We start from the raw sequence: 6,246 nt of genomic DNA, 5'->3' as shown, positions 1-6,246 counted from the left end.
GCTGCAATCACTACCGTACTGGCTAAAACCTACGGCGGTGCTGCTCGCGCATTCGACCAGATCGATAACGCGCCGGAAGAAAAAGCGCGTGGTATCACCATCAACACCTCTCACGTTGAATACGATACCCCGACCCGTCACTACGCACACGTAGACTGCCCGGGCCACGCCGACTATGTTAAAAACATGATCACCGGTGCTGCGCAGATGGACGGCGCGATCCTGGTTGTTGCCGCGACTGACGGCCCGATGCCGCAGACCCGTGAGCACATCCTGCTGGGTCGTCAGGTAGGCGTTCCGTACATCATCGTGTTCCTGAACAAATGCGACATGGTTGATGACGAAGAGCTGCTGGAACTGGTAGAGATGGAAGTTCGTGAACTGCTGTCTCAGTACGATTTCCCGGGCGACGACACGCCGATCGTTCGTGGTTCAGCTCTGAAAGCGCTGGAAGGCGACGCAGAGTGGGAAGCGAAAATCATCGAACTGGCTGGCTTCCTGGATTCTTACATTCCGGAACCAGAGCGTGCGATTGACAAGCCGTTCCTGCTGCCGATCGAAGACGTATTCTCCATCTCCGGTCGTGGTACCGTTGTTACCGGTCGTGTAGAGCGCGGTATCATCAAAGTGGGCGAAGAAGTTGAAATCGTTGGTATTAAAGAGACTGCGAAGTCTACCTGTACTGGCGTTGAGATGTTCCGCAAACTGCTGGACGAAGGCCGTGCGGGTGAGAACGTAGGTGTTCTGCTGCGTGGTATCAAACGTGAAGAAATCGAACGTGGTCAGGTACTGGCGAAGCCGGGCACCATCAAGCCGCACACCAAGTTCGAATCTGAAGTGTATATTCTGTCCAAAGACGAAGGCGGCCGTCATACTCCGTTCTTCAAAGGCTACCGTCCGCAGTTCTACTTCCGTACAACTGACGTGACTGGCACCATCGAACTGCCGGAAGGCGTAGAGATGGTAATGCCGGGCGACAACATCAAAATGGTTGTTACCCTGATCCACCCGATCGCGATGGACGACGGTCTGCGTTTCGCAATCCGTGAAGGCGGCCGTACTGTAGGTGCAGGCGTGGTTGCTAAAGTTCTGGGCTAATTATTCATTAATTAGTATTGAACTGAAAAGGGCGCTTCGGCGCCCTTTTTGCTGCCTGCTACGAAGCTGTCACAAATCTTCGCAAATTTGTCTTTCCTTCCGCCGCGTAAGCAGAGTTGTGCTATTGTAATCATAACTATTCTCATTTACACTTTGCGCAGAAATTGAACGGGAGCGATCATGTACGTTTGTTTGTGTAATGGTGTAAGTGATAAGAAAATTCGTCAGGCTGTACGTCAGTTTCATCCTCAATCGTTCCAACAGTTACGTAAGTTTATTCCTGTCGGAAATCAATGCGGTAAATGTATACGAGCGGCACGTGAAGTCATGCAGGACGAATTGACGCAAATGCCAGAGTTTAAAGAAATCGCCTGAGTCACACTCTTTTTTTGACATCCCTGTAGTCCCATCTACGCTCAAGAGAGTGGAAGCGGAGGGACTATAAAATGAAAGGTGATGTTAAAATCATAAATTATCTCAATAAACTATTGGGAAATGAGCTTGTCGCGATTAACCAGTATTTTCTTCATGCCCGTATGTTCAAAAACTGGGGACTCACTCGCCTTAATGATGTCGAGTACCATGAATCCATAGATGAGATGAAACACGCCGATAAATACATCGAGCGTATTTTGTTTCTCGAAGGGATCCCAAACCTGCAGGATCTTGGCAAGCTGGGTATCGGTGAAGACGTCGAAGAGATGTTACAATCCGATCTTCGGCTCGAGCTTGAAGGGGCAAAAGACCTGCGTGAAGCCATTGCCTATGCCGATACCATTCATGATTACGTCAGCCGGGACATGATGATCGAGATCCTGGCGGATGAAGAAGGGCATATTGACTGGCTGGAAACCGAGCTGGATCTCATCGCTAAGTTGGGTATCCAGAACTACCTGCAATCACAGATCCAGGTCACAAGCTAATACCCCCTGTCATCAATTGATGACATCCAGTGATGAAACCCGCCGTCGCCAGAAATGGCCCAAAAGGCAGCGGGTTTTTTAACGCTCTCTTTCCGCAAATGAGCGTCTCTACTGCGACGCACAGGCTGGCAAGCAGCGATGCGCAAAGCACCAACAGCGGTAACGATGACCATCCATGCCACGCGCCCAGCGCGGCAAGAAACTTCACATCACCATAACCCAGCCCCTCTTGTCCGCGAATAAACCGATAAGTCCAGTACAAGCCAGCAAATCCCATATAGCCTGCGACGGCGCCCCATAGCGCATCGGCGAGCCGTGCCGGAAAGAAGCATTGATGAAAAACCAACCCGATCCACAACAGAGGGCAGGTGACGCGGTCTGGCAGCACACCGGTGCGTAAGTCATAAAGCGCCAGGTACAGGGTCGATGAAACATAGCAAAGCAGAAAGGGCAGGGCGGTTATCATTGGGCAATCTCCCAGCTAAAAAGCGCCACTGTAATGAAGGACTGCCGGAGAACAAGCGGCATTATCAGGATATGCGCGCGGATTTCCGCCGTCATTGTCAGCCGAGTTTGCATTGCAATACAACGCTGAAGGCCGCTCGCATTCAGGGGAAAATGTTTAATATCTACGCGATGCTTGCGTCAGGCTGAGATTTGCGTATAATGCGCGGGCTTGTCTTAATCGACGGCAGGTTCGATTTGAACCTCGGGTAACCGATTTGGTTATCTCACAATGCTCCCAATCGGGGAGCTACGTAAGAACGGTTACACTCTCCCATCAATCGTAATGGGTCTGAGGAGTAATCATTTTCGTTTATAAAATAATTGGAGCTCTGGTCTCATGCAGAACCAAAGAATCCGTATCCGCCTGAAAGCGTTTGATCATCGTCTGATCGATCAATCAACCGCGGAAATCGTCGAGACTGCTAAGCGCACTGGTGCGCAAGTCCGTGGTCCGATCCCGCTGCCGACCCGCAAAGAGCGCTTCACCGTTCTGATCTCCCCGCACGTTAACAAAGACGCGCGTGACCAGTACGAAATCCGCACTCACAAGCGTCTGGTTGACATCGTTGAGCCAACCGAGAAAACCGTTGATGCTCTGATGCGTCTGGATCTGGCTGCCGGTGTAGACGTGCAGATCAGCCTGGGTTAATCAGGTCATCGAGCGATTGAGAGGTTGAAACAATGATTGGTTTAGTCGGTAAAAAAGTGGGCATGACTCGCATCTTCACTGAAGATGGCGTTTCAATCCCAGTAACCGTAATCGAAGTTGAAGCAAACCGTGTTACTCAGGTTAAAGACCTGGCTAACGATGGCTACCGCGCAATCCAGGTTACCACCGGTGCTAAAAAAGCTAACCGTGTAACCAAGCCGGAAGCGGGTCATTTTGCTAAAGCTGGCGTAGAAGCTGGCCGTGGTCTGTGGGAATTCCGTCTGGCTGAAGGCGAAGAGTTCACCGTAGGTCAGAGCATTAGCGTTGAGCTGTTTGCTGAAGTTAAAAAAGTTGACGTAACTGGCACCTCTAAAGGTAAAGGTTTCGCAGGTACCGTTAAGCGCTGGAACTTCCGTACCCAGGACGCGACTCACGGTAACTCCTTGTCTCACCGCGTTCCGGGTTCTATCGGTCAGAACCAGACTCCGGGCAAAGTGTTCAAAGGCAAGAAAATGGCAGGTCAGCTGGGTAACGAACGTGTCACTGTTCAGAGCCTGGACGTAGTACGTGTTGACGCTGAGCGCAACCTGCTGCTGGTTAAAGGTGCGGTCCCGGGTGCAACCGGCTGCGACCTGATCGTTAAACCAGCTGTGAAGGCGTAAGGGGATAGCAATGGAATTAGTATTGAAAGACGCGCAGAGCGCGCTGACTGTTTCCGAAACTACCTTCGGTCGTGATTTCAACGAAGCGCTGGTTCACCAGGTTGTTGTTGCTTATGCAGCTGGTGCTCGTCAGGGTACTCGTGCTCAGAAGACTCGTGCTGAAGTAACTGGTTCCGGTAAAAAACCGTGGCGCCAGAAAGGTACCGGCCGTGCGCGTTCAGGTTCTATCAAGAGCCCGATCTGGCGTTCTGGTGGCGTGACCTTCGCTGCGCGTCCGCAGGACCACAGTCAAAAAGTTAACAAGAAGATGTACCGCGGCGCGCTGAAAAGCATTCTGTCCGAACTGGTACGTCAGGATCGTCTGATCGTTGTCGAGAAGTTCTCTGTTGAAGCGCCTAAAACTAAGCTGCTGGCACAGAAACTGAAAGACATGGCTCTGGAAGATGTGCTGATCATCACCGGTGAGCTGGACGAAAACCTGTTCCTGGCCGCACGTAACCTGCACAAGGTTGACGTACGCGATGCGACGGGTATCGACCCGGTTAGCCTGATCGCCTTCGACAAAGTCGTAATGACTGCTGATGCTGTTAAGCAAGTTGAGGAGATGCTGGCATGATTCGTGAAGAACGTCTGCTGAAGGTGCTGCGCGCACCGCACGTTTCTGAAAAAGCGTCTACTGCGATGGAAAAAACTAACACCATCGTTCTCAAAGTTGCTAAAGACGCGACCAAAGCAGAAATCAAAGCTGCTGTGCAGAAACTGTTTGAAGTCGAAGTCGAAGTCGTTAACACCCTGGTCGTTAAAGGGAAAGTTAAACGTCACGGACAGCGTATCGGTCGTCGTAGCGACTGGAAAAAAGCTTACGTCACCCTGAAAGAAGGCCAGAACCTGGACTTCGTTGGCGGCGCTGAGTAAGTCGGAGGAGTAATACAATGGCAGTTGTTAAATGTAAACCGACATCTCCGGGTCGTCGCCACGTAGTTAAAGTGGTTAACCCTGAGCTGCACAAGGGCAAACCTTTTGCTCCGTTGCTGGAAAAAAACAGCAAATCCGGTGGTCGTAACAACAATGGCCGTATCACCACTCGTCACATCGGTGGTGGCCACAAGCAGGCTTATCGTATTGTTGACTTCAAACGCAACAAAGACGGTATCCCGGCAGTTGTTGAGCGTCTTGAGTACGATCCGAACCGTTCCGCGAACATCGCGCTGGTTCTGTACAAAGATGGCGAACGCCGTTACATCCTGGCCCCTAAAGGCCTGAAAGCTGGCGACCAGATCCAATCTGGCGTTGATGCTGCAATCAAACCAGGCAACACCCTGCCGATGCGCAATATCCCGGTTGGTTCTACCGTTCATAACGTAGAAATGAAACCAGGTAAAGGCGGTCAGCTGGCACGTTCCGCAGGGACTTACGTTCAGATCGTTGCGCGCGATGGTGCTTATGTCACCCTGCGTCTGCGTTCTGGTGAAATGCGTAAAGTCGAAGCAGACTGCCGTGCAACTCTGGGCGAAGTTGGCAATGCTGAGCATATGCTGCGCGTTCTGGGTAAAGCAGGTGCTGCACGTTGGCGTGGTGTTCGTCCGACCGTTCGCGGTACCGCGATGAACCCAGTAGACCACCCACATGGTGGTGGTGAAGGTCGTAACTTTGGTAAGCACCCGGTAACCCCGTGGGGCGTTCAGACCAAAGGTAAGAAGACCCGCAGCAACAAGCGTACTGATAAATTCATCGTACGTCGCCGTAGCAAATAATTTTAGAGGATAAGCCATGCCACGTTCTCTCAAGAAAGGTCCTTTTATTGACCTGCACTTGCTGAAGAAGGTAGAGAAAGCGGTGGAAAGCGGAGACAAGAAGCCCCTGCGCACTTGGTCCCGTCGTTCAACGATCTTTCCTAACATGATCGGTTTGACCATCGCTGTCCATAATGGTCGTCAGCACGTTCCGGTATTTGTAACCGATGAAATGGTCGGTCACAAACTGGGTGAATTCGCACCGACTCGTACTTATCGCGGCCACGCTGCTGATAAAAAAGCGAAGAAGAAATAAGGTAGGAGGAAGAGATGGAAACTATCGCTAAACATCGCCATGCTCGTTCTTCTGCTCAGAAGGTCCGCCTTGTTGCTGACCTGATTCGCGGTAAGAAAGTGTCGCAGGCTCTGGATATTCTGACCTACACCAACAAGAAAGCGGCTGTATTGGTCAAGAAGGTTCTGGAATCTGCCATTGCTAACGCTGAACACAACGATGGCGCTGACATTGACGATCTGAAAGTTACGAAAATTTTCGTAGATGAAGGCCCGAGCATGAAGCGCATTATGCCGCGTGCAAAAGGTCGTGCAGATCGCATCCTGAAGCGCACCAGCCACATCACTGTGGTTGTGTCCGATCGCTGAGACTCTGGAGA

General features: G+C 51.4%; 11 protein-coding genes. 10 read left to right on the top strand and 1 reads right to left on the bottom strand.

Annotated elements, in window-relative coordinates; translation table 11 throughout:
• The 3 genes from tuf to bfr form a co-directional block, all read left to right on the top strand.
• Nucleotides 1–1,098 (top strand): elongation factor Tu (gene tuf, locus OGY07_RS08520; RefSeq protein ID WP_286599882.1); only part of this gene is annotated, 1,098 nt, incomplete at its 5' end.
• A 180-nt stretch (nucleotides 1,099–1,278) separates the two neighbouring features.
• Entirely contained in the window at nucleotides 1,279–1,473 is a 195-nt protein-coding gene (bfd, locus tag OGY07_RS08515) for a bacterioferritin-associated ferredoxin (RefSeq protein ID WP_042293128.1), read from the top strand.
• Between the two features lie 71 nt (nucleotides 1,474–1,544).
• Nucleotides 1,545–2,021, top strand: coding sequence for a bacterioferritin (gene bfr / locus OGY07_RS08510; protein WP_042293126.1), 477 nt, complete (start codon nucleotides 1,545–1,547; stop codon nucleotides 2,019–2,021).
• On the opposite strand, the gene OGY07_RS08505 is transcribed toward bfr, so the two are convergent.
• On the bottom strand, nucleotides 2,011–2,487 hold the full coding sequence (locus OGY07_RS08505; RefSeq protein ID WP_286599965.1) for a prepilin peptidase: 477 nt from the start codon (nucleotides 2,485–2,487) through the stop codon (nucleotides 2,011–2,013). The genes bfr and OGY07_RS08505 overlap by 11 nt on opposite strands.
• A gap of 378 nt (nucleotides 2,488–2,865) precedes the next feature.
• Between OGY07_RS08505 and rpsJ the strand changes: the two genes are divergently transcribed.
• From rpsJ to rplV, 7 genes are read left to right on the top strand one after another with little or no spacing between them, the layout of a single operon-like run.
• Nucleotides 2,866–3,177, top strand: a complete 312-nt coding sequence (rpsJ, locus tag OGY07_RS08500) for a 30S ribosomal protein S10 (RefSeq protein WP_001181005.1) — start codon at nucleotides 2,866–2,868, stop codon at nucleotides 3,175–3,177.
• 32 nt (nucleotides 3,178–3,209) lie between these two features.
• Complete coding sequence (gene rplC / locus OGY07_RS08495; RefSeq protein WP_042293120.1) at nucleotides 3,210–3,839, top strand: 50S ribosomal protein L3; 630 nt, start codon at nucleotides 3,210–3,212, stop codon at nucleotides 3,837–3,839.
• Between the two features lie 10 nt (nucleotides 3,840–3,849).
• The gene (rplD, locus tag OGY07_RS08490; protein ID WP_000424395.1) at nucleotides 3,850–4,455 is read left to right on the top strand and encodes a 50S ribosomal protein L4; all 606 of its coding nucleotides are present in this window, start codon (nucleotides 3,850–3,852) and stop codon (nucleotides 4,453–4,455) included.
• Entirely contained in the window at nucleotides 4,452–4,754 is a 303-nt protein-coding gene (gene rplW / locus OGY07_RS08485; RefSeq protein WP_000617546.1) for a 50S ribosomal protein L23, read from the top strand. The genes rplD and rplW overlap by 4 nt, the downstream gene beginning before the upstream one ends.
• 17 nt (nucleotides 4,755–4,771) lie before the next feature.
• Entirely contained in the window at nucleotides 4,772–5,593 is an 822-nt protein-coding gene (rplB, locus tag OGY07_RS08480) for a 50S ribosomal protein L2 (protein ID WP_000301864.1), read from the top strand.
• A gap of 16 nt (nucleotides 5,594–5,609) precedes the next feature.
• A complete protein-coding gene (rpsS, locus tag OGY07_RS08475; RefSeq protein ID WP_001138117.1) occupies nucleotides 5,610–5,888 on the top strand; it encodes a 30S ribosomal protein S19 in 279 nt (92 codons plus the stop codon).
• A 14-nt stretch (nucleotides 5,889–5,902) separates the two neighbouring features.
• Nucleotides 5,903–6,235 (top strand): 50S ribosomal protein L22, encoded by a 333-nt coding sequence (gene rplV, locus OGY07_RS08470; RefSeq protein WP_000447529.1) that lies wholly within the window; start codon nucleotides 5,903–5,905, stop codon nucleotides 6,233–6,235.
• The last annotated feature ends 11 nt before the right edge of the window (nucleotides 6,236–6,246 follow it).

The sequence above is a fragment of the Citrobacter sp. Cs237 genome, from assembly GCF_030332325.1.
Taxonomy (GTDB): Bacteria; Pseudomonadota; Gammaproteobacteria; order Enterobacterales; family Enterobacteriaceae; genus Citrobacter_A; species Citrobacter_A sedlakii.
Note: the sequence above shows the minus strand (reverse complement) of the source record. Positions and strands in the feature narration are given on the sequence as shown.

What these genes read in the sequence shown, in the direction of transcription:
- bfd (WP_042293128.1), top strand. Translation starts at nt 1,279, where the DNA reads ATGTACGTTTGTTTGTGTAATGGTGTAAGTGATAAGAAAATTCGTCAG.
- bfr (WP_042293126.1), top strand. Translation starts at nt 1,545, where the DNA reads ATGAAAGGTGATGTTAAAATCATAAATTATCTCAATAAACTATTGGGA.
- OGY07_RS08505 (WP_286599965.1), bottom strand. Translation starts at nt 2,487, where the DNA reads ATGATAACCGCCCTGCCCTTTCTGCTTTGCTATGTTTCATCGACCCTG.
- rpsJ (WP_001181005.1), top strand. Translation starts at nt 2,866, where the DNA reads ATGCAGAACCAAAGAATCCGTATCCGCCTGAAAGCGTTTGATCATCGT.
- rplC (WP_042293120.1), top strand. Translation starts at nt 3,210, where the DNA reads ATGATTGGTTTAGTCGGTAAAAAAGTGGGCATGACTCGCATCTTCACT.
- rplD (WP_000424395.1), top strand. Translation starts at nt 3,850, where the DNA reads ATGGAATTAGTATTGAAAGACGCGCAGAGCGCGCTGACTGTTTCCGAA.
- rplW (WP_000617546.1), top strand. Translation starts at nt 4,452, where the DNA reads ATGATTCGTGAAGAACGTCTGCTGAAGGTGCTGCGCGCACCGCACGTT.
- rplB (WP_000301864.1), top strand. Translation starts at nt 4,772, where the DNA reads ATGGCAGTTGTTAAATGTAAACCGACATCTCCGGGTCGTCGCCACGTA.
- rpsS (WP_001138117.1), top strand. Translation starts at nt 5,610, where the DNA reads ATGCCACGTTCTCTCAAGAAAGGTCCTTTTATTGACCTGCACTTGCTG.
- rplV (WP_000447529.1), top strand. Translation starts at nt 5,903, where the DNA reads ATGGAAACTATCGCTAAACATCGCCATGCTCGTTCTTCTGCTCAGAAG.